This is a genomic window from Cyclobacterium xiamenense, from assembly GCF_900109255.1.
Classification (GTDB): domain Bacteria; phylum Bacteroidota; class Bacteroidia; order Cytophagales; family Cyclobacteriaceae; genus Cyclobacterium; species Cyclobacterium xiamenense.
The window spans coordinates 798,650-818,611 of sequence record NZ_FNZH01000003.1 but is presented as its reverse complement, the minus strand read 5'-3'; the positions used below and the strand labels follow the sequence as shown (position 1 = coordinate 818,611).

Sequence of the window (19,962 nt, the reverse complement as noted above, 5' to 3'; positions counted from 1 at the left end):
GTAGTGTAGTCGATTGTGCCGATTCACCCGAGAGTCAATGGGTATGGACGGATTCTGTTACCGCGTAATGTTATTCACCAAGATGGCTAGCGTTGCCAAACTGGACGCCAGTCCTATCCAACTTTGCGCAGACAAGGGTTGACGTTCCGGTTTTCTGGGCACGATGATTTCTGCCCCAGGTTCGATTTTCGGATAAAATGTAAAAAATAAAAACCTGTTTGTTCTACGAACATCTCCGTTTGCATAGATTACATAGGATCTTGACTTCCGGGAACGATCTGTAAATCCACCTGCCCTGGAAATGTAATTCCTGAAACTTGCCTGGGGGCGGTACCTGGCTGTGGTCGGGTAAAGCAATTCCCCACGCATACGGACGGTCTGAAGCTCCTTTGGAATGGATAAGACATCACCTTCCTCAAGTATCAAATCCTCGGGCCCTCGTGGATTTCGAAGTATGGCCTCCAGGTCTATTCCTACCATTTCTTGGGTCTTGACTTCAATCACTACCGAATCCTGCTCTGAAATCGTCTGGATGGTTTGCTTCCGAAACTCCGCAGAGAGTAACGTACCGTTCCTCCCTTTCCCGCTGGCTTCATTTTCGAACAATTTTTGATCAATCCGGTCCAGAAGAATTCGATCATAGGCGGTTTGTTCCAGACTATCTCTGGAAATATTACCCTTTACCGATGTTAAATTTTTTGTTTTGATTTCGCTTTCCGTTGGTGCTTCGTAAAACTCATTTTTTCGAATCAATGTCGCTCCTCTTGCAAACGCAAATTGATTGAGCCCACCTGCCCGCTTGACAACATCCGAAATTCGCTCATCAACCGTAACAAGCGCATATTCCCCCGGATAATACACTTCTCCTTCTACCCGAACTAGTTGCTCCTGCTGAAAGCCTGGACTTTTACGTACGATGATGTGATCAAAGGGATGCAATACGGTTTCCCCGCCGTTTCCACTGATTTTTAAATCTTTGTCTATGTTGACATAGATGATCTCGGCGAGTTTTCCCGACACATCGTCTTTCACTCTCCGTACAATTTCTATTTGAGAGGCCGAGGCACTCTCTTTGAATCCCCCAGCTTTTAAAACAGCATCTGCCACGTTCATATTTTCCCCATGGGCAAATGCACCGGGTTTGTTAACCTCACCGGAAATCTTAATGTAATACTCTTCCCGAATATCGTACCTGCTCGGAATATTTAACACATCCTCTCTCCTTAGAGGAACATCTTCCGCTGTTCCGTCAAGTATTGCATGGATATCCACCGATACAATCTCCAGGGAATAATCGGGCTTGGTTCGATAAATTGTCGCTCGATTGACGAACGCATCTTCTCGCAAACCGCCACTTTTTTCGATTAGTTGAGAAACTGTCATTCCCGGTTGGAGGGCATAGGTTCCGGGGCGCATGAGGGCTCCAGCTATCTGTACCCTATTTTCATAGCGATCGAGGATTTTTCCAATCCTATACGTATCTCCATCAAGCGGAATAAAACGCTCAAATACAGCAGCACTTACATCCTCCACTCTCATTTCAGTCGACGTGTTACGCGTAACCGTAATCCTATCTTGATAAGCATCAGAAGTAAAACCTCCCGCAAACCTAAGCAGGTCCGTCAGACTCTCCCCTGGCTTGACTTCAAATAAGCCTTCCCTACGAACAGGACCGATAAGTTCCACCCTACTTCGTACCGGGGGAACAATAATCACGTCATTGTCTCTCAACACAATATTCGCTGTATTTCGACCGCTGACAAGAAAATCATAGACGTCGATTTCCTGGAGAAGCCGATTATCCCGATAGAGCTGAATATGTCTGAAAGATCCGTTTTCATTCGGCCCTCCTGCGACAAAAAGTGCATTAAATGGAGAAGCAAAAGACGGCAGCGTGTAATTCCCAGGTTTGTTAAGTTCACCTACCATCGCAACCGAGACCGTTCGAATATTTCCGAGCCGTAACTCCATAAAGGTATTTGGATCAGGCCCTGCCAAACCCGAATAAATTTTTGTGAGTGCTGATTTGACCCGTGCGGTTACCGCTGCGATCGTTGCTCCTGACAGCTGTATCGACCCTACATTCGGAATGAGTATCGTCCCCTCGGGACTTACCTGAACATCGTACGACTGCTGGGAAGCACCGTAAATATCGATCAACAATTGATCCCCCCCTCCGATAACGTAATTCTGCGGAGTGGGAATCGATAAGCTGGGGTTGAAATTTAGTTCACGGTTGTGAAACAGTGTAAAGCCAAAGATTTTTTTCTGTGTGTAACTCAGCTTGCGAAATGTATCTTCGCGTAGTCGCTCTCTGGAATCCGGCTGCTGAACGCCATCCGCCACCACTCTTTCCAGGCTTGAACCTTCTTGATTTGACCCCCCAGAAGGCATTCTACCACTTCGAATGGAAACAATTCGCTGCTGTAGTTTGGCGATTTCACCAGCGGGCATACCTCGCTCCCTCGCCATCGACAGAATCTGTTGCTCGTTCAGTCCGGAGCTCTCCGCTCTACGGATAATCTCCTCTACCTGAGCATCGGTAAGTTCATCTGCTTTTATATTTTGAATGTCCTGCAAGGATTGGGCAAGGAGAATTCCGGTGTGAACCAGCAACACTAAAATCAATAAAAATCGAGTCAGAAACAAACGAGTAATTTGCATGCGCTACTGTAATTTTTTTAGGGTACTAAAAAGATCGATTTGTCTTACCGGATACAGCTTCGCCTCCTCAGCCACAGCCTGCGGACGAGTTGACGGGAGCATTGATGCGATCATCCTGGCGTTTACACCTTTTACCCTCCCGAAACCGCTGAGGTAACGTTGAAAACTGGCTACTCAAAAAAAGCGGCCGTATCCTGGGATTTTCGGATTTCCAGTTGCTACGTACTGCCCCCTTCTCGTACTTCCGAGCCCCGGATAAATTAAGCCACAAATCTAATCATTTCTTTCGATTCCACCCAAGCGAGATGGGCGAACACGCGTGATCCGATTCGAAGTTACGGTTCCTCCCCGCTCCCCTTTTTCCGATTCGGTCGAACGGTAGTAGTAAGGCAACAGCCAGGCTCCGCATAGAAAACGGCATTACTACAAGCAGACCTATCTTCTGTCTTTTGGACGCTACTAATAACAAGCGCCTAACCTGCGTTTCCGTATTTGCGAACGTCACCGAACGAGAGGCGAATGCGAACGAACGAAATAAAAAAAAGCAAAGGAGGAATCGATTCCTGGTTCCTCCTTTGCTTTTCTGGTACGTTTCGGTGGACTACTCCGCCTGGTTCAGCACTTTGTGCCCACCTTTCAACAAATGGATGTCGCGCTTGAATAAATTTACATCCGAAAGGACCATGTCCTCCACCAGCATCTTCAAATCATACTTCGGTTTCCAGCCGAGCTTGGTCATCGCTTTGGTCGGATCACCAATAAGCAAATCAACTTCGGTTGGCCGGAAATAAGCCGGGTCAATCTTGACTAGCACGTCGCCCTTCTTTACTTTAAAGTGAGAAGTTCCAAGTATATCAAAGGCTTTTTCCTTGTCGATGTCTGCCAGGATACCCTTCTCGTCGATTCCTTCACCCTCGAAAGACAGCGTAAAGCCCACCTCTTCAAAAGCCATTTTAATAAAATCCCTCACTTTGGTGGTCACGCCCGTAGCAATGACGTAATCTTCTGGCTCGGCCTGCTGCAGGATGCGCCACATGGCATCTACGTAATCCTTGGCATGCCCCCAATCTCGCTTTGCATCCAGGTTGCCCATGTACAGGTCATGCTGAAGCCCCAAGGCTATCTTCGCCACCGCACGAGTAATCTTACGGGTAACAAAGGTCTCCCCTCTCAACGGCGACTCGTGGTTGAATAAGATCCCGTTACACGCATACATGCCATAGGCCTCCCTGTAGTTGACCGTGATCCAATAGCCGTACAGCTTGGCAACGGCATAGGGGGATCGGGGATAGAAGGGCGTGGATTCGGATTGGGGTACTGCCTGCACCAGTCCGTACAATTCGGAAGTCGAAGCTTGGTAGACCTTGGTCGTTTTTTCCATGCCAAGTAAACGAACCGCTTCCAATATCCGAAGCGTGCCAATACCATCGGCATTTGCCGTATATTCCGGCGTATCAAAACTCACCTTCACGTGGCTCATGGCAGCCAGGTTGTAGATTTCATCCGGTTTGGTTTCCTGGATGATCCGTGTCAGGTTCATCGAATCTGTCAAATCCCCGTAATGCAAAAACAATAGCTTGTTGTCATCGTGCGGATCCTGATACAAATGGTCAATCCTATCCGTATTAAAAAGAGAGGCTCTTCGTTTGACTCCATGTACCGTGTAGCCTTTGGATAGTAGTAATTCGGCGAGGTAAGCCCCGTCCTGACCGGTAATTCCTGTGATTAATGCTGTTTTCATGGTCTTAAGTTTCACCGTGGTACACTGAGTTGGACTCAGCGTGACACGGTGGTTTTATTTTTGTTTAACTTTTTAAGTTACATGGGGTTTACGCAGTGTTTCACTCAGACTTTATTCAATAGTTAAGCAGTGGTACGCTGTGTTGAACTTTGCGGTACATGGTAGCCCTTTAAATCTTTACTTCTTTAAACGTAGCTTGATTCTCTAGAAACCATTGGTACGTTGACTTGATTCCGTCTTCCAAACCGATGCTCGCCTTCCAGCCTGCTTGTGTCATTTTGGAAACGTCCATTAACTTCCTGGGGGTCCCGTCCGGTTTACTGCTGTCCCAAATGATGTCGCCCCGATGCCCCGTGATTTTCTGAATCAACTCCGCAAGGGCACGAATCGTCAAGTCTTCCCCAGTGCCTACGTTGTAGAGGTTTTCAGAAAAGGTGGTTTCTATGGCAAAACAAACGGCCTCCGCCATGTCGTCCACGTGCAAAAATTCCCGAAGAGGTGTCCCGGATCCCCAGAGTTTGACGGGCTGATCACCCGCCTCCTTCGCTTCGTGAAATTTCCGAATCATCGCGGGCAGCACATGCGAGGTCTCCAGGTCGAAATTATCAAAGGGTCCGTAGAGATTGGTGGGCATTAGACTTACGTAGTCCTTTTGGTATTGCTTCCGTATGGCCTCGCAGGCTTTCACACCCGCAATCTTTGCCAGCGCGTACCATTGATTGGTCGGCTCGAGGGAGCCGGTAAGCAAGGCCTCTTCCCGAAGCGGCTGTTCCGCCATTTTGGGGTATATGCAGGAACTTCCAAGAAAAATAAACTTTTCGACACCGGCTTCCAGGGAAGACTCAATCAGGTTGTTTTGAATAACCAAATTGTCCATCAAAAAGGGATAGGGATGGTTGTTATTCGCCAAAATCCCACCTACTTTGGCTGCGGCATCGATCACTACCGATGGCTTTTCCTGCGCAAAAAAGCGGCTTACCTCGGTTTGATTTTTTAAGTCCAACTCTTGTCGGCTTACCCCAATCAATTGCTGGTACCCTTTTTTTTCCAGATTTCTCCAGATGGCAGCCCCTACCATTCCTTTGTGTCCTGCGATGTATATTTTACTATGCTTGTGCATCTGACTATTAATTTACCAATCCCGGATTTTCTTTTTCTAATTTCTCGTAAATCTTTTTAACATCCTGTGCCCGCGCCCGGTTCAGTACCAAAATGGCGTCCGGTGTCTCCACCAAAATCACATCCTCCACACCCAAAAATTCCACGTGTTTGCTACCTGCACCCAGCACCAGGTTTTTTCCATGGCGCTCCTTGCTGTTTTCCGGAAAGTAATCGAACAAGGCTTCGTAAGATCCCATATCTGACCAGGAAAAACTGGAAGGGACAACTTTTATTTTATCGGATTTTTCCATTACCGCATAATCCACACTAATGGATGGGATTTCACGGCTCAAGTCTAAGGGCAAAAACCCTTTTGATGCTGCATCAAGCGCTTTCCGGGACTTTTCGAAAACTTCGGGTTCGTGGAGCTGAAGCTCTTGAAGGTAGGTGCCCGCCGAAAAACAAAACATGCCACTATTCCAAAGAAAATTGCCTTTCTCCAAAAACCCCTGAGCGGTCCGTTCATTGGGCTTTTCGCGGAAGCTCAGCACCTCGTTTCCTTCGTGTTCGATGTACCCAAATCCGGTATCGGCCCGGGTGGGCGTCAAACCAAAGGTCACCAGAAAACCCTGCTCCGCAAGGCGTACTGCCTCAGCGAGTGCTCCTTCGTAATTGGCCTGATCCCCTATTAAATGATCCGAAGGTGTTACGAGCATGACCGAATCGGAAGGCAATGAAAACGCAGCAAAGGCAATGGCGGCAGCGGTATTCCGGGGGGTTGCCTCCACCAATTCCAAAAAACCTTCCTTTTTATCGTTTAGAATTTGCCTGGAAAATTGGTAGTTATCCACCCCTCCTACCACCATCACCTGATCACAAACGGATGCATTTCGCGAAACGGTTTTTTCAAAAAGGGACTGCCCGTCAAAAATGGGCAGGTACTGTTTGGGTTTGCTTTTTCTGGAGAGTGGCCAAAGCCGACTCCCTACGCCACCCGACAACACCACGTTGACGATTTTCATGCGTTCTTTGTTTGCTATTTCTCACAATCCGGTAGTCAATTCCGGCTTTGTATCTACAAAATATCGTTCAAATAAAATCTAACCTGGCTTTTTCAATTACGGATTCGCCAAACACGCAAAAAAGCAGCCATACTATAAATTTGTGGTTAAGTCGATTAGGGCAGTCGTGCTTCCAATGCCCCGAACCAGTCAATCACAAGCCAAAAGTAAATAAAAAAAAATTAAAACAGTAAAAATTAATTTGAAATACAAATTAACTATATTAAGTGCCACCAAAGTGAAGGTTGGATCTTGTTTTGAAGGGGTAGGGGAAATCAGGCTAAAAATTATCGCATACGAATGAAGGGTTACCGAAATAATTCGGTAATTTCGTTTTTTTAATGCAAAAAACTATGGACGAAAAGTTGCACTGGTACGTCATGTACACTGCTCCCCGAGCAGAAAAAAAAGTGGCTCAACGACTAGAGGAAAAAAATATCAAGGTTTATCTGCCAATAATTGAAGAAATACGCCAATGGAGCGATCGTAAAAAAAAGGTACAAAAACCATTGTTCAACGGGTATTTGTTCGTTTACACCAGCAAGGAGCGGCTTTGGGAGTCGCTTCAAGTGAGTGGTGCGGTAAAGTTCATCAACTTTTCTGGAGAACATGCCGTGGTGCACCAAAACGAAATAGATGCCATCCAACGGGTGATCGAAACCGGGGTGGCCGTTGAGGTGGATACCGGCACGATCGAACACGGGGAAATGGTCCATATCCTGGGTGGCCCGCTTCAGGGAGTAACGGGAGAATGCATCCAAAAGTCCAACCAGGATTATTTCATCATACGAATTCCGAGTATTAACCAAAGCATGCTCGTGAAAGTGCCTAGAAAATTTTTGGAGGTGATTCGCGAATAAAAATCCAAATTCATTATCATTCAACCTTGATTTTAATAACTTCGCCAAAATAACTGCCTGTTCGTTTCCTTTTTATTAAAAGGTCTGGGACAGGTACCTTTTCGACACGTAACCAGCTTTACCATGGAAAAACACACATACGGTACCGGCCTGATAGGTAACTGCAGTTTTATCGCACACATTGAAAAAAACACCAACATCAGTTGGCTCTGCATGCCGCGCTTTGACAGTGATTTTCTGTTTGGCAGTATGCTGGACAAAGAAAAAGGAGGCGAATTTACGGTACTTCCTCAGAATGGAGGATTTACCTCCAGGCAGTCCTACATGGAAAACACCAATATCCTCGAAACCTATATCGAGACCTCCGGCGGAGAATCCTATAAAGTCACGGATTTTGCTCCCCGGTTTTACAATTACGACCGGTACTTTAAGCCCTCCATGTTGGTCAGGAAAATTGAACCCCTGCGAGGTGAACCGAAAATCAAGATCAACTGCCTGCCCGTATCGGATTACGGACAACGCCAACTCACGCGCGTTCCTGGCAGTAACCATATCGAATACATCGGGAGGGACCAACATGTTCGACTGACGACCAATTGTTCCATTACGTATATTATGGAAGAACAGGATTTTCGGTTGCAGCGCACCGTATACCTGGTGCTTACCTATGGAAAACCCCTGGAGGCACCGATAGAAAGCACCATTGAAAAATTCCTAAATGCCACCTGTCAATACTGGCGGAATTGGGTGAAATCAACCAGCATCCCGAATTTTTTTCAACGCCTGGTGGTCCGATCTGCCCTGGTGCTAAAAATTCACCAATACGAAGACACAGGAGGAATCATCGCCGCCTCCACCTCAAGCCTACCCGAGTCCCCGGGCTCCACGAGAAATTGGGATTACAGGTATTGCTGGATGCGCGATGCGTACTATACACTCAATGTCTTTAACCATTTGGGGCATTTTGAGGAATTGGAACGGTATTTTGAATTCATCCAAAACCTGCCAACCGATGAAAAGGGCCGTTACCAACCGCTATACGCCATCACGGGTTCTTCCAAATTACCCGAACTGGTGGCGGACCTGGACGGGTACCTGGGAAACAAGCCGGTTCGTTTCGGAAATCAGGCGCATACCCACGTACAAAATGACCTGTACGGACAGGTACTCGTGACCCTCTTGCCCCTATATGCTGACAAGCGATTCATCGAGTCGGAAAAGAGCCACTCCAAACCGTTTATCTATAACCTATTGAACAAAATAGAAGAAACGATGGACGAAAAAGATGCGGGGTTGTGGGAGTTCCGTAACTTGAAACAGGAACATTGCTATACCTTTTTGTTCCATTGGGCAGGAGCCTGCGCTGCTATTAAGATTGCAGAGCGCCTTTCAGACAATGAAATGAAAGCCAAAGCGATCGAACTCAAAAACAAGGCAATCCGTAAAATTGAGGCTTGTTACATCCCGGAGAGGAAAGCGTATGCGCAAGCCATTGGCACGAAGAATATGGATGCCAGTACCCTTCAGATGATTACCATGGGGTATTTTGGAGAAGACATCGAAAGCGCTAACAACCACCTAAAAGCTTTGGAAGAAGATCTCCTTGCCAAAGATTTCTTGTTTTACCGCTACAAGCACCAGGACGATTTCGGAGAGCCGGAAACCACCTTTCTGATCTGTGCCTTTTGGTACATCGAGGCACTCGCCTGTGTAAACCGCCTGGACGAAGCCATGGAAGGATTTGAAACGTTAAGCAATTATTGTAACCATCTTAAGTTGTTTTCTGAAGACGTGGATCAGCATACCGGCAGCCAATGGGGTAATTTTCCGCAGACCTACAGCCACGTGGGATTATTGAACGCCGCCTATCGTATTGACAAAAAACTGGATAAACCGAATTTCATTGTTTAAACGAACCGAGCTTTTCCCGCTGATCCTCCTTGTTTCGAACAACCAGGATCCAATCCTGTTCTAGCCTGAGGTAGCCATAATCGTAACAATAGCCGTAAACGTTTCCTTTTTTATTCGTGTAGGTATGGGTGCGGTACTTAAAAATAAAACCTTGCTCGAGTAACTTTTCCCGGGATATTTTCGCCGTGTCTTCCGAATCCGGCAAGATGGCCGCCAAAATATTCCGGTTTTTTTTTAATGCATTGTTGATGTTGCGTATCAGGTTATTGCTCCCTGACTTCATCTGGTTGTTGTAGCTGTTTCTGCAATAATCGTCACAAAACTTTTTGTCAATCCTACCCGCCACTGGTTTACCACAACTGAGACATTTTTTAGGACCTACTGGCATATAAATCCAATTTGAATGGATAAATCAAGCAAAATATACGTAAAAATTGCGAATCATATACTATTTGTAGTCGTTTTTAAACGTTTACAAACGCTTACAAACGGATTTAAACGAAAAAAACCCGACTAGAGCGATACCGATCCTGCACCTTTGTCCTGTTCCAATTCGGAAAAAAATCAATTCTAACGTAAACTTTATTTGTCATGAACGCAATTAAAAACAAAGTACAACTGATCGGAAGGCTGGGAGCCAAAGCAGACTACAAAACAGTAAACGGAAGTACCCCCATGGTGCGGCTCAATCTGGCTACCAATGAATCCTACAAAAACAACAAAGGAGAAAAGGTAGACGAAACCTACTGGCACAACCTGGTGGCCTTTGGAAAGCCCGCCGAGATCATCCACAAATACACCGATAAAGGCTCCGAAATCTGTGTTCAAGGTAAACTTGTCAGCCGGTCCTACGAAGATGCCGCTGGCAATAAAAAATACATTACCGAAGTACAGGTGAACGATGTATTGCTTATGGGCGAAAAAGTGAAAATGCAGAATTAACTACTTTTTACGCTGTTTTTTTTCAGATCCACTTTTTTTGACGGGTACCGGTGGGGCATGGGTGGCCCCACCGGTTTTTTTTCCGTACAAACCGTATTATTGGCAACTACCTACGCCGGACATGAACTACACACTCCCCATGCCACCCGGAATTACCACTGCGGATGAATTTCTTCCTTAAAATACCTGGCGTATATTTCGGCCACCGCTTCCATCTCAGCTGGCGAAAATGGGGGCAATGCGGAAGCCTGCACGTTTGCGCGAACCTGTTCCACCCTGGAAGCACCCGGTATAACCGTCGAAACGGCGTCAAACATGAGCACCCATCGAATGGCCTTTGCGGCCACATCACCCAGCAGGTCGTCCAGCTCGGCCACTGCCTCTATTCCCTTTTCCAGCGGAATGCCAGAAAAGGTCTCTCCTTTGTCAAATGCTTCCCCGGCTCTATTGAATTGCCTGTGATCTTCTGGATGAAATGTGGTCTCTTTGGAGATTTTACCGGTTAGAAGCCCACTTGCAAGGGGGACCCGGACTATTACCCCGCAGTCATTATTTTTCGCCTCTTGAAAAAACACATCTGCGGGCTTCTGGCGAAACATGTTGAAGATAATCTGAACGGTAGCAACGTTAGAAAACGTCAAGGCCTGCAGGGCTTCGTCCACTTTCTCCACACTAACCCCCATGTGCCGGATCTTTCCTTCTTTTTGTAACTCTTCAAAAAGACCAAAAATTTCCGGCCTTTGGTATACAGGGCTCGGTGGGCAATGCAACTGAATCAAATCGATGGTTTCCACGCCTAAATTTCTCAAACTTGCTTCCACGTACTTCCTCAATACCAGTGGGGTATATCCCTCGGCCAGGTGCGGCTGTATTTGCCTACCACATTTGGTCGCGATATACACCTCTTCGCTGCGCTCCCGAACTACCTTGCCCACAGCGGCTTCACTCAATCCGGCATCGTATACATCTGCCGTATCGATAAAGTTAACTCCCTGATCGATGGCTTCGTGAATAATCCTATAGGCAGTCGATTTATCGAAAGGGCCTCCCCATCCTCCGCCAACTTGCCAGGTACCCAATGAAACAGCTGAAACTTCAAAATTTGTTTTCCCTAATTTTCTGTAATTCATAATTTGCTCTTACCTTTAATTTGCGATTCAATACCGCATGTATCGATTACCATTTACCAAAACAACAGATGCTCAAGCGAAGAAAATTTATGGCTGCATTTGCAGCAATTAGTCTGGGAGCATGGATTCCTTTCAAAACTGTATCAAAAACCCCATCCACTATGATCGTCCATCAAGTATTTTTCTGGTTACACCGTCCCGAGCAAGACCTAAATGCCGTCTGGGAGGGATGTACGAAAATCGCAAGCACGGAAAGCGTCAGTCGGTACGCCATCGGAAAACCCGCGAACACCGCCCGACGGGAGGTAGTAGACCACAGTTTCCACCTATCCCTTACCGTTTATTTCGATTCCGTTGAGGCGCATGATCGCTACCAAACCGACCCGATACACCTGAAATTCGTGGAAGACCACAAGGACAAATGGTCACAGGTGAAAGTCTATGACTTTGAGGTATAAGCAGCCCTGCGTTCCGGTTTCAGTACCGGAACGCAGGTATGCTCCATCAGGAAGTCACTTTCTCAATTACCAGGTTGTGGTTGGTATAAATACAAATATCCGCCGCGATACTTAGGCTCTCCTTTACCATTTCCTCTGCTGTGAGGTGCCCAGCGTACATTTTCAAGGCTCTCGCTGCTGCCTGTGCGTACATGCTACCGGAGCCTATGGTAGCAATACCCAGGTCAGGTTCAATAACATCACCGGTCCCGGATAGAATAAGTATATCTGTGGCGTCGGCCACGATCATCATCGCTTCCAGCTTGCTTAGCATGCGGTCCGTGCGCCATTCCTTCGCTAACTCCACAGCGGCCCGCTTCATGTTATTGCTGTAGGCACCCAACTTTTCTTCAAATTTTTCCAAAAGTGTAAACGCATCGGCCGTGGAGCCGGCAAAACCGGTAACGATCTTACCGCCTTGTAACTTACGTATTTTGTTGACACTGCTTTTGGCAATGGTATTTCCCAGTGTGGCCTGCCCATCCGCACCAATTGCCACCTGTCCTTCGTGGTGGATGGCCACTACCGTAGTAGATTTTAAACGTTCCATATCTTTGGTTTTCTGCGCGCTATACACGCTCTTTCAAAAACAAAAAGCCCTATCTCTAGGACTTTTTGACTACTATATTTTATACCAATGGTCAAATAAGTAACCTAACCGGGTCTTCCAGCAAATTCTTGATGGTTTGGAGGAACGCGGAACCAATGGCTCCATCCACTACCCGGTGGTCACATGAAAGCGTTACTTTCATTAAATTACCGACCACGATTGCTCCATCTTTGACAATAGGCGTTTGCCGAATACCCCCGATGGCAAGGATGCATGCGTCCGGCGGATTGATAATTGCCGTAAATTCATCGATACCAAACATGCCCAGGTTGGAAACAGTAAACGTATTACCTTCCCAATCTTTGGGTTGGAGTTCTTTGTTCTTGGCTTTGCCAGCCAGCGTTTTGGCTTCCTGCGATATCTGAGAAAGCGACTTGCTGTCTGCAAAACGAATGACCGGTACCAGCAAGCCTTCTTCTACGGCTACGGCCATGCCGATATGTACGTGGTCGTTGTAGCGAATTTTATCACCAAGCCAGGCTGAATTCACATTGGGATGCTGTTTGAGTGCAGCAGCCACTGCCTTGATAACCATGTCGTTGAATGAAATTTTTACCGGAGCCACCTCATTCATGCTCTTTCTGGCTTCGATGGCTTTGTCCATATTGATTTCCATGGTCAGGTAAAAATGAGGGGCCGTAAACTTGCTTTCTGCAAGTCGTTTGGCAATCACTTTCCTCATTTGAGATACCTTTTCTTCCCGGAAAGACTCCTGTCCTACGCCTGCTGCAGCACTGCCAGCCTCCGGCGCTGCCGCTGCTTTGGCTGGAGTATAATTCTCAACATCCTTTTTGATTATCCTTCCGCCATCACCCGATCCTTTCACCAGGCTGATATCTATGCCTTTTTCTTTGGCCATTTTTTTGGCGAGCGGAGAGGCCTTGATTCGGCCGTTGGATCCGGTGTTGGAGGTTTCCGTGGCTTGCTCTGCCTTGGACGCTGGTTTGGCAGCAGGCTTCTCTTCGGTTTGCTCCTCTTTAGGCGCTTCCTTTTCCGAGGCAGCGTCCGGCGAAGACTCCTGCTTATGGGCCTTTAACAAGGTTTCGAAATCGGCTCCTTTTTCACCGATAATCGCGATGACACCGTTCACTTCAACGGAATCTCCTTCTTCCACCCCAATGTACAGCAAGGTACCGTCATCGTAGGATTCGAGTTCCATCGTGGCCTTATCGGTCTCTACTTCTGCCAATACATCCCCGGATTTCACCTCGTCCCCTACTTTTTTCAACCAACTGGCAATGGTTCCTTCCTGCATGGTGTCACTCATTTTGGGCATGGTGATCAGCGTAGCATTGATGGAGGAAGTATCGATTTTTTCGCTTGGTGAATCTTTCTTGGTCTCCGACGCCTTTTCTTCTGCTTTCGGTTCATCTTCCTTCACTTCTTCGGTGGGCGCAGCTCCATTTCCACCGGCTTTAATTTCCTTGAGCAGCTCATCTATATTTTCGCCTTTTTCGCCCAATATGGCAATGACTCCATTTACAGGTACGGCGTCCTTTTCCGCTACGCCGATGTGAAGCAAAACCCCTTCGTCGTACGATTCTAATTCCATGGTCGCCTTATCCGTCTCCACTTCCGCCAGAATATCACCGGGTTTTACCTCGTCTCCTACCTTTTTCAACCATTGCGCGATCACCCCTTCTTCCATGGTGTCGCTCATTTTGGGCATTCGTATTATTTCGGCCATAAGTTAAATTATTCGAATTCATTTATTCAGCAATCCAAAAATAGTTCTTAAAAGATGTTTATTCAAATTTAATAATAGTATTTTCACGTAAAGAAATGTTTACGGAATGCCCTATACGCTGAATGCCAGTTTCAAAAGAGTTCCCTTACCACCCACGCCGATTTTTATTTAACGGCCACCTTCAAACCCTGTTTCCCGCGCTTTTTAGAAAAAATATACCCTTACCTTTTGAAAGAGAACGGATTAACACGACAGACGGGGATTTCCTCGATTTGGATTGGCTCAGGCAGGGAAGTCAGGAATTGGTCATTATCAGCCACGGGTTGGAGGGAAATAGCCGTCGCCCGTATATGAGCGGCATGGCGGAAGTTTTTTTTTCCAACGGCTACGATGTGCTAAACTGGAATTTTAGGGGATGTAGCGGTTCCATGAACCAAAAACTGGTTTTTTACCATTCCGGAGCCACCGAAGATCTGGAACGGGTCGTGGTCCATGCCCAGCATTCCTACCGCTCACTGTTTTTGATCGGCTTTAGTCTGGGAGGCAACCTCACCCTAAAATACCTGGGTGAAAATAGATGGCCGGGTCATCAGAAAATAAAAAAAGCGGTCGCTATTTCGGTCCCATTGGATTTGGCTGGCTCTTGTGACCGGATAGACCAACCTGTTAATAAAATGTATGCCTTGCATTTTCTGCGCTCACTGAAGCAAAAAATCCGGCAAAAACAATTGCGCTTCCCGGAAATCACCCATGGAATAAACCTCCGGCAAATCCGTACCCTACGTGCATTTGATGAGGCATTTACAGCGCCTTTACACGGATTTGAAGACGCAGCCGATTACTACAAAAAGTGTTCCTCCCTGCAGTTTTTATCGGGAATCTGTCATCCCACACTTGTATTAAACGCCCGGAATGACCCTTTTTTGAGTGCAACGTGTTATCCAAAAAGCGAGAAGGAAACGGCAGATGGCCTGCGGATGGAATTTCCATTGAAGGGAGGCCACGTTGGGTTTGGTCCGCGAACGGTAAACGAGCGGTACTGGTCCGAAATCAGGGCACTTGAATTTATTCAATCTGGAAATTAACTTTAATCGAGGTAACTCGCTCAAGAAAAAACAAAACCTTTATGTGTGGAAGATACTCCTTAGCCAAGTCAAAAACAGAACTTGAAAACAGATTCGCTGCTGAGATGCTGGAACCCTTTGCACCCAGGTATAACATTGCTCCTGCGCAACTGGTGCCCGTCATTACTGGCGAAAGCCCCAAAGGCTTTTCCCATTTTTATTGGGGGATAACCCCCGCCTTTTCAAAAAACAAACCCGTTGCCAGTAAACTAATAAATGCCCGTTCGGAAACCATCACGGAGAAAATAAGCTTTAAAACGTCCTTTAAGAAAAATCGTTGCCTGGTGCCAGCCGATGGCTTTTACGAATGGAAAAAAATCGGAAAGAAAACGAAAGTCCCTTACCGGTTCGTTCTTCATGGGGAAGGACTATTTGCTTTTGCAGGAATTTGGGAAGAGTACGAGACTGAAAACGGCGACATTGCCCACACCTTTTTGATTCTAACCACCGCTCCGAATCAACTCGCCTCCGAAATCCACGACAGGATGCCCGTCATACTCCCCCCCGGTCAGGAAGCAACCTGGCTGGACCCTCAAACACCGGAAAACGTATTGCTTGAAATGCTGCAACCCTATCCCGATAAGGAAATGATGACCTATACAGTCTCCCCAATGGTGAACCAGGTGGCTAATGACAATCCCTATGTCATCCGAAAGACCTTGCCCATGGACCAATTTGGAAACTATACTCTATTTGGATAATGTATACCATACGTAGCCTGGACCTCCATTTTCAAAAAGAAGCCAATACCATTGCTAGTTTTTTGGTTTCCGATCAAAACCACCACGTGTTGGTTGAAACGGGACCTGAAAGTACCTGGCCTCAACTGGTACACCAACTTCAACGCCACCACCTCCGGCCCGAGGATATCGACGCAGTATTGCTGACACATATTCATTTTGACCATGCCGGTGCCGCCTGGAAATTGGCGGAGGCAGGCGCACGCATCTACGTACATCCGCTGGGGCTTCCCCATCTGGCAAATCCGGAGAAACTCTGGCAATCCGCCGCCCGCATCTACGGGAAAGACAATATGCAGGCGCTTTGGGGAAGCATGGAACCCATTGAGTCAACCAACCTTATCGCTTCCAGCGATATGGAAGCGGTACTTTTGGGGAAAATGACTTTTGTTCCGGTGCATACACCTGGCCACGCCATCCACCACGTAGCCTGGAAATTGGACGACAACCTATTTACGGGAGATGTAGCTGGTGTAAAAATTCACAGCGGCCCGGTGGTCCCTCCCTGCCCGCCTCCAGATATTGACCTGGAAGATTGGAAGGATTCCATCGCCAAAATTCGCGCACTTGAACCAGACAGGTTGTACCTGACACACTACGGCACCGTCTCGGATATTTCCAATCACTTTCAGGAACTGGAGCGAGCGATGGACGAATGGGCCGCATGGATGAAAATCCGGTTTGACGATGGCACCGCGCCCGAAGTAATTACCAAAGATTTTATGGCCTATACCGAAAAGCAACTGATAGATCAGGGCGTGGGGAAACATCTACGGGAATGCTATGAACTTGCGAATCCGAGCTGGATGTCGGTAAGTGGTCTCCTGCGCTATTGGAAATTGAAACAGTCAAGAAAATAATATCTAGACTATTTTTTCTAATTTATTTAATATTTTTTACAAAATATACTTACTTAATCTATATACCTATTTAATTAGTGTTTTAATAGGATAAAAAATTTCCTGATTTAGTTGAACCTTTATTGTTTCACGGGTAGGTCTTTCTTTTTTTTTACACATCATGTACCAAATAAAAAATCAATAAACCTATTCCCTATAAAATTAATGGTATATATATACTAAATAGGTAAAATGATAAAAAAACCAAGCTGTGTTTCCCAACTTCTGCCCCTCCAAAATCATCACTGCATTATTTACAGAAAGAAAAACTGATTTCAATCATGTAATATTTTTGAAAAGAATTTTTTTTTTATCAGATTTATTATTTTACATTTGTAAAAATGTATTTCAAATACACAAAAAGTATTTACAATCGATAGTAGCCTAAAACAGCATAATTTGCTGTGAGGCAGGTAATATTTAACTATTTCTAGTCATCGCTAGAGTATTTAAATATGTTTTTTTTTTAAAACAGCAGAAGACGTTTCAGGAAAACAGCAAGACAAAAAAACTGGAACAAATACATAGTTGATCACATCCATGTGATTGACCAGGCGAAGTTGTGTACCGGCAAGGAGGTACGCTAGCCGTTTTTAACCGAATATTCTTTCACTTACAGTCATGGAAATCAGAGATTTATTAACCCAGGATATTGATGTAAAAAAATCGAGTGCGGTCCCACTCGCTTTCTATTTTAAGAAATACCTTCGGCTTTGGTATCTTTTTTTGATCGGCATATTTAGTTTCGTTGGGGCGGCCTTTACGTATATTTACTACACTCCGGAACAATACGAAATTACCGCTACATTGCTAATCAACTCGGGAGAGGAAGCGAAGAGAGGTTTTTCGACCAACGCGGTTTTGGACGACCTGGACGGGTACCAAACGAGCAATATCATTGAAAATGAAATAGAAGTATTGACGTCCGTTTCCTTGATCAGGAAGGTTCTGGAAAATTTAAACCTTTACAATTCTTTTTTTGTAGCGGACGGGTTCAGGAGGTATCGGGAGCTTTTTGGAGAAGCCGTTCCAGTAACGATCTCTTACACCAAGCTAAGCGATCGTCCAAAAAATTTCCCGGGAATGGTGCGCCTGGAAATACTTGACGAGAATTCGTTTATTTTAGAAACCGAGCAGGGGAAAAGAAGTCAACACCAGTTCGGCGAAAATCTATCCAACTTTTACGGCGAATTTTCTATTCAGCTGAAAGAAGAGCGTGTTGAATCCCTTCCAACCACCCTTTTCTTTACTTTCAATGACATGCTGGAGATGGCATTTTCCTACAGCGAAGACATTCAAGCCGAGCCGACTAACAAACTATCCACGGTTATTTCCTTGTCCTTACCAGCGTCCATTCCTGAAAAAGGAGAGCTGATTTTGGCGAAATTGGCGGAAACCTATAATAGTGAAGCCTTGAAAAATGTCAATTCAACGGCAGCAAATACGCTGTCATTCGTTGACGAACAAATGGCGAAGCTCACCGCAGAACTGGCGGAAATCGAACAGGCGGTGGAAGCCTATAAAAACGAAAATTCGATTTCCGACCTAAGTGCGGAGTCCCAGCTTTACCTGGAAAATTCCAGCACCGCCAAGCAAAAACTTGCAGAATACGACATACACATCGAGGTGCTAAACAACCTGGAAGAAAACCTTACGGATCAGAACAATCCGTCAAAAATGGTGCAGGGGTCGCTGTTAATCGACGATGTCACCCTATCGGATCTGGTAAAAAAATACAACGAACTGCAACGTGACCGGCAGCGGCTTCTCAATGGAACCACTGCAGACAACCCATTGGTGAAAAATCTGGACGAACAGCTTTACAGCCTAAAATCCGACCTGTTGGAAAACATCCAAAGCAATAAACGAAGCATCCAAATTGCGAAAAAGAGTCTGGAAGAAAACTCCATGAAAATAGAAGACCGGGCAAATCGGGTGCCGCAAATTGAGCGTGAACTTCTAGCCATTACCCGGCAGCAGGCCACCAAACAGGAAAATTATCAATACCTCATGCGAAAGCGGGAAGAGTCCGTCCTCTCGCTAGCCGCCACTTCGGTGTCCAACGCCCGTATCATCGACCCACCCATGGCGGGCCTATACCCTATACACCCCGTGAAAAAATTGATCGTGGCATTTGCGCTACTCCTTGGTATCGGTGTACCCTTTGGACTCATCTACCTAAACAGCTATTTCTTCGGTAAAATCGGCCAGAAAAATGAAGTGGAAGCAATTAGTCAGGTACCAATTATGGGGGAAATTTCGCATGAGAAAAAGAAAAATCTGTACGTAGGTAATTTCAACCGGCGATCGCTTATTGGAGAACAGGTAAACCTGATCTGGACCAACATGAAATTTGCCTCCATGAGAAAATCCAATCAGGTGATTCTGACGACCTCCAGCATCGGCGGAGAAGGGAAGACTTTTTTCAGCATCAATCTGGCCCGTTCCATTGGCCTATCCGGTAAAAAAATCGTTGTTCTGGAATTTGATCTTCGAAAGCCTTCTGTTTTTAACCAACTTGGATTAAAACCTACCAAACCGGGCCTTAGTGAATACCTCTCAGACGAGCGTTTTTCCGCTCGAGATATCCTCACTCTTTCTGAGGATAACCCAAACATCTTTCTGGTAAGTGCGGGAAAACTACCAGAAAACCCGGTACAACTGTTGAATAGCCCGCGACTGGAGGAACTATTTTTGGAACTACGTAGCACCTTTGACCATATACTGATTGACAGCGCCCCCATAGGACTCGTTGCTGATGCATTCGCCTTGTCGCCGTATGCGGACATGCTTGCATACGTCGTTCGGTATTACTACACAAAACCCAACCACTTGACGTTAATCAATGACATTGCCGAAAAGGGCAAGTTCAGGAACCCCGTTTTGGTGCTAAACGACGCCAAGTCCGAACATAGCTACGGATATGGGTACGGGGACTACTATACCAAAAAAACCGCTACGATTTAAGAAATTCGGTCTTCATAATTTTTTTCAA

16 protein-coding genes are annotated in these 19,962 nt (G+C 46.1%); 8 read left to right on the top strand and 8 right to left on the bottom strand.

The genetic code is table 11. The annotated features are described in order from the left end of the window. Positions 1-57 precede the first annotated feature (57 nt). The 4 genes from BMW71_RS13100 to BMW71_RS13085 all read right to left on the bottom strand — a co-directional run bounded on the left by BMW71_RS13100 (position 58) and on the right by BMW71_RS13085 (position 6,528). Positions 58-2,664: an SLBB domain-containing protein gene (locus BMW71_RS13100; protein WP_177179634.1), complete on the bottom strand. Its 2,607-nt coding sequence runs from the start codon at positions 2,662-2,664 to the stop codon at positions 58-60. Between the two features lie 601 nt (positions 2,665-3,265). After that, positions 3,266-4,405: a GDP-mannose 4,6-dehydratase gene (gene gmd / locus BMW71_RS13095; RefSeq protein WP_092174584.1), complete on the bottom strand. Its 1,140-nt coding sequence runs from the start codon at positions 4,403-4,405 to the stop codon at positions 3,266-3,268. Between the two features lie 169 nt (positions 4,406-4,574). Continuing rightward, positions 4,575-5,525, bottom strand: coding sequence for a GDP-L-fucose synthase family protein (locus BMW71_RS13090; protein WP_092174581.1), 951 nt, complete (start codon positions 5,523-5,525; stop codon positions 4,575-4,577). Between the two features lie 7 nt (positions 5,526-5,532). After that, a complete protein-coding gene (locus BMW71_RS13085) occupies positions 5,533-6,528 on the bottom strand; it encodes a mannose-1-phosphate guanylyltransferase (RefSeq protein WP_092174578.1) in 996 nt (331 codons plus the stop codon). A gap of 392 nt (positions 6,529-6,920) precedes the next feature. Here BMW71_RS13085 and BMW71_RS13080 point away from each other — a divergent pair, with 392 nt between their 5' ends. After that, positions 6,921-7,427, top strand: a complete 507-nt coding sequence (locus tag BMW71_RS13080) for a UpxY family transcription antiterminator (RefSeq protein WP_092174925.1) — start codon at positions 6,921-6,923, stop codon at positions 7,425-7,427. A gap of 123 nt (positions 7,428-7,550) precedes the next feature. After that, on the top strand, positions 7,551-9,338 hold the full coding sequence (locus tag BMW71_RS13075; RefSeq protein WP_092174576.1) for a glycoside hydrolase family 15 protein: 1,788 nt from the start codon (positions 7,551-7,553) through the stop codon (positions 9,336-9,338). Here the strand turns inward: BMW71_RS13075 and BMW71_RS13070 are convergent. Next, positions 9,328-9,684 (bottom strand): hypothetical protein, encoded by a 357-nt coding sequence (locus tag BMW71_RS13070; RefSeq protein WP_241684955.1) that lies wholly within the window; start codon positions 9,682-9,684, stop codon positions 9,328-9,330. The two genes, BMW71_RS13075 and BMW71_RS13070, sit on opposite strands and share 11 nt — an antisense overlap. Positions 9,685-9,929: 245 nt before the next feature. Between BMW71_RS13070 and BMW71_RS13065 the strand changes: the two genes are divergently transcribed. Beyond that, positions 9,930-10,280: a single-stranded DNA-binding protein gene (locus tag BMW71_RS13065; protein WP_092174571.1), complete on the top strand. Its 351-nt coding sequence runs from the start codon at positions 9,930-9,932 to the stop codon at positions 10,278-10,280. Positions 10,281-10,432: 152 nt separating this feature from the next. Here BMW71_RS13065 and BMW71_RS13060 read toward each other — a convergent pair whose 3' ends face one another. Beyond that, positions 10,433-11,410: an aldo/keto reductase gene (locus BMW71_RS13060; RefSeq protein ID WP_092174568.1), complete on the bottom strand. Its 978-nt coding sequence runs from the start codon at positions 11,408-11,410 to the stop codon at positions 10,433-10,435. A 161-nt stretch (positions 11,411-11,571) separates the two neighbouring features. Between BMW71_RS13060 and BMW71_RS13055 the strand changes: the two genes are divergently transcribed. After that, the gene (locus tag BMW71_RS13055) at positions 11,572-11,868 is read left to right on the top strand and encodes a Dabb family protein (protein WP_092174922.1); all 297 of its coding nucleotides are present in this window, start codon (positions 11,572-11,574) and stop codon (positions 11,866-11,868) included. 46 nt (positions 11,869-11,914) lie between these two features. Here the strand turns inward: BMW71_RS13055 and hslV are convergent, their stop codons facing one another. After that, positions 11,915-12,457, bottom strand: coding sequence for an ATP-dependent protease subunit HslV (gene hslV, locus BMW71_RS13050; RefSeq protein WP_092174920.1), 543 nt, complete (start codon positions 12,455-12,457; stop codon positions 11,915-11,917). A gap of 91 nt (positions 12,458-12,548) precedes the next feature. Next, positions 12,549-14,204 (bottom strand): pyruvate dehydrogenase complex dihydrolipoamide acetyltransferase, encoded by a 1,656-nt coding sequence (locus BMW71_RS13045; protein WP_092174565.1) that lies wholly within the window; start codon positions 14,202-14,204, stop codon positions 12,549-12,551. 122 nt (positions 14,205-14,326) lie between these two features. Here BMW71_RS13045 and BMW71_RS13040 point away from each other — a divergent pair, with 122 nt between their 5' ends. The 4 genes from BMW71_RS13040 (at position 14,327) to BMW71_RS13025 (ending at position 19,934) form a co-directional block, all read left to right on the top strand. Then, positions 14,327-15,289: a YheT family hydrolase gene (locus BMW71_RS13040; RefSeq protein WP_092174562.1), complete on the top strand. Its 963-nt coding sequence runs from the start codon at positions 14,327-14,329 to the stop codon at positions 15,287-15,289. 41 nt (positions 15,290-15,330) lie between these two features. Further along, a complete protein-coding gene (locus BMW71_RS13035; RefSeq protein WP_092174560.1) occupies positions 15,331-16,029 on the top strand; it encodes an SOS response-associated peptidase in 699 nt (232 codons plus the stop codon). Continuing rightward, positions 16,029-16,928, top strand: a complete 900-nt coding sequence (locus BMW71_RS13030; RefSeq protein WP_092174557.1) for an MBL fold metallo-hydrolase — start codon at positions 16,029-16,031, stop codon at positions 16,926-16,928. Before BMW71_RS13035 ends, BMW71_RS13030 begins: the two co-directional genes overlap by 1 nt. Before the next feature lie 660 nt (positions 16,929-17,588). Beyond that, positions 17,589-19,934 (top strand): GumC family protein, encoded by a 2,346-nt coding sequence (locus tag BMW71_RS13025; RefSeq protein ID WP_092174555.1) that lies wholly within the window; start codon positions 17,589-17,591, stop codon positions 19,932-19,934. Positions 19,935-19,962 lie beyond the last annotated feature (28 nt).

What these genes read in the sequence shown, in the direction of transcription:
- BMW71_RS13100 (WP_177179634.1), bottom strand. Translation starts at nt 2,664, where the DNA reads ATGCAAATTACTCGTTTGTTTCTGACTCGATTTTTATTGATTTTAGTG.
- gmd (WP_092174584.1), bottom strand. Translation starts at nt 4,405, where the DNA reads ATGAAAACAGCATTAATCACAGGAATTACCGGTCAGGACGGGGCTTAC.
- BMW71_RS13090 (WP_092174581.1), bottom strand. Translation starts at nt 5,525, where the DNA reads ATGCACAAGCATAGTAAAATATACATCGCAGGACACAAAGGAATGGTA.
- BMW71_RS13085 (WP_092174578.1), bottom strand. Translation starts at nt 6,528, where the DNA reads ATGAAAATCGTCAACGTGGTGTTGTCGGGTGGCGTAGGGAGTCGGCTT.
- BMW71_RS13080 (WP_092174925.1), top strand. Translation starts at nt 6,921, where the DNA reads ATGGACGAAAAGTTGCACTGGTACGTCATGTACACTGCTCCCCGAGCA.
- BMW71_RS13075 (WP_092174576.1), top strand. Translation starts at nt 7,551, where the DNA reads ATGGAAAAACACACATACGGTACCGGCCTGATAGGTAACTGCAGTTTT.
- BMW71_RS13065 (WP_092174571.1), top strand. Translation starts at nt 9,930, where the DNA reads ATGAACGCAATTAAAAACAAAGTACAACTGATCGGAAGGCTGGGAGCC.
- BMW71_RS13060 (WP_092174568.1), bottom strand. Translation starts at nt 11,410, where the DNA reads ATGAATTACAGAAAATTAGGGAAAACAAATTTTGAAGTTTCAGCTGTT.
- BMW71_RS13055 (WP_092174922.1), top strand. Translation starts at nt 11,572, where the DNA reads ATGATCGTCCATCAAGTATTTTTCTGGTTACACCGTCCCGAGCAAGAC.
- hslV (WP_092174920.1), bottom strand. Translation starts at nt 12,457, where the DNA reads ATGGAACGTTTAAAATCTACTACGGTAGTGGCCATCCACCACGAAGGA.
- BMW71_RS13045 (WP_092174565.1), bottom strand. Translation starts at nt 14,204, where the DNA reads ATGGCCGAAATAATACGAATGCCCAAAATGAGCGACACCATGGAAGAA.
- BMW71_RS13040 (WP_092174562.1), top strand. Translation starts at nt 14,327, where the DNA reads ATGCCAGTTTCAAAAGAGTTCCCTTACCACCCACGCCGATTTTTATTT.
- BMW71_RS13035 (WP_092174560.1), top strand. Translation starts at nt 15,331, where the DNA reads ATGTGTGGAAGATACTCCTTAGCCAAGTCAAAAACAGAACTTGAAAAC.
- BMW71_RS13030 (WP_092174557.1), top strand. Translation starts at nt 16,029, where the DNA reads ATGTATACCATACGTAGCCTGGACCTCCATTTTCAAAAAGAAGCCAAT.
- BMW71_RS13025 (WP_092174555.1), top strand. Translation starts at nt 17,589, where the DNA reads ATGGAAATCAGAGATTTATTAACCCAGGATATTGATGTAAAAAAATCG.